1 protein-coding gene is annotated in these 545 nt (G+C 72.8%); it reads left to right on the top strand.

What is annotated here, in order from left to right; translation table 11 throughout:
- On the top strand, positions 1-545 hold a 545-nt coding region (locus tag FVW27_RS19160; protein WP_279586665.1), incomplete at both ends, for a 3'(2'),5'-bisphosphate nucleotidase CysQ family protein.

Genomic DNA, 545 nt, shown 5'->3' with positions numbered 1-545 from the left:
GCTCTTCCGATCTGGGCCGGGCCATCCTGCACTGGTGCGGCGGAGCCGCCCCGCGCACCCGCCGCAAGGCCGACGATTCTCCGGTCACCGAGGCGGACGAGGCCTCGCAGGCCGTGTTGGCCCAAGGGCTGGCCCGGCTTCGGCCCGGCCTGCCCGTGCTGTCCGAGGAAGGGCGCATCCCCCCGCATGCCGAGCGCGCGGGCTGGCCGCGCTTTCTGTTGGTGGATCCGCTGGATGGCACACGCGGTTTTCTGAACGGCGAGGGAGACTTTGCGGTGTGCATGGCCCTGGTGGAACGGGGCTGCCCCACGGCGGGCATTCTGCACTTTCCCGCCCTGGGAGTGACCTGGTTCGGCGGGCGCGCCTGCGGTGCGTGGCGGTTGGAGAACGACGCCCCTCCGGAGCCGGTGTGCGCCGCGCGCGTGTTTCCGCAACGGGCCACGGTGATGCAGGGGCGTGTGCGCCGCACCCCCCGGCTGGACGCCTATCTGGCCGCGCATGCGGATATCTGTTCGGCGGCGTTTCCGGGGCGTCCCGGTGCGCCC

It is taken from the genome of Nitratidesulfovibrio liaohensis (assembly GCF_011682075.1).
GTDB classification, from domain to species: Bacteria; Desulfobacterota; Desulfovibrionia; order Desulfovibrionales; family Desulfovibrionaceae; genus Cupidesulfovibrio; species Cupidesulfovibrio liaohensis.
This window is presented reverse-complemented; position numbering and strand designations above follow the sequence as displayed.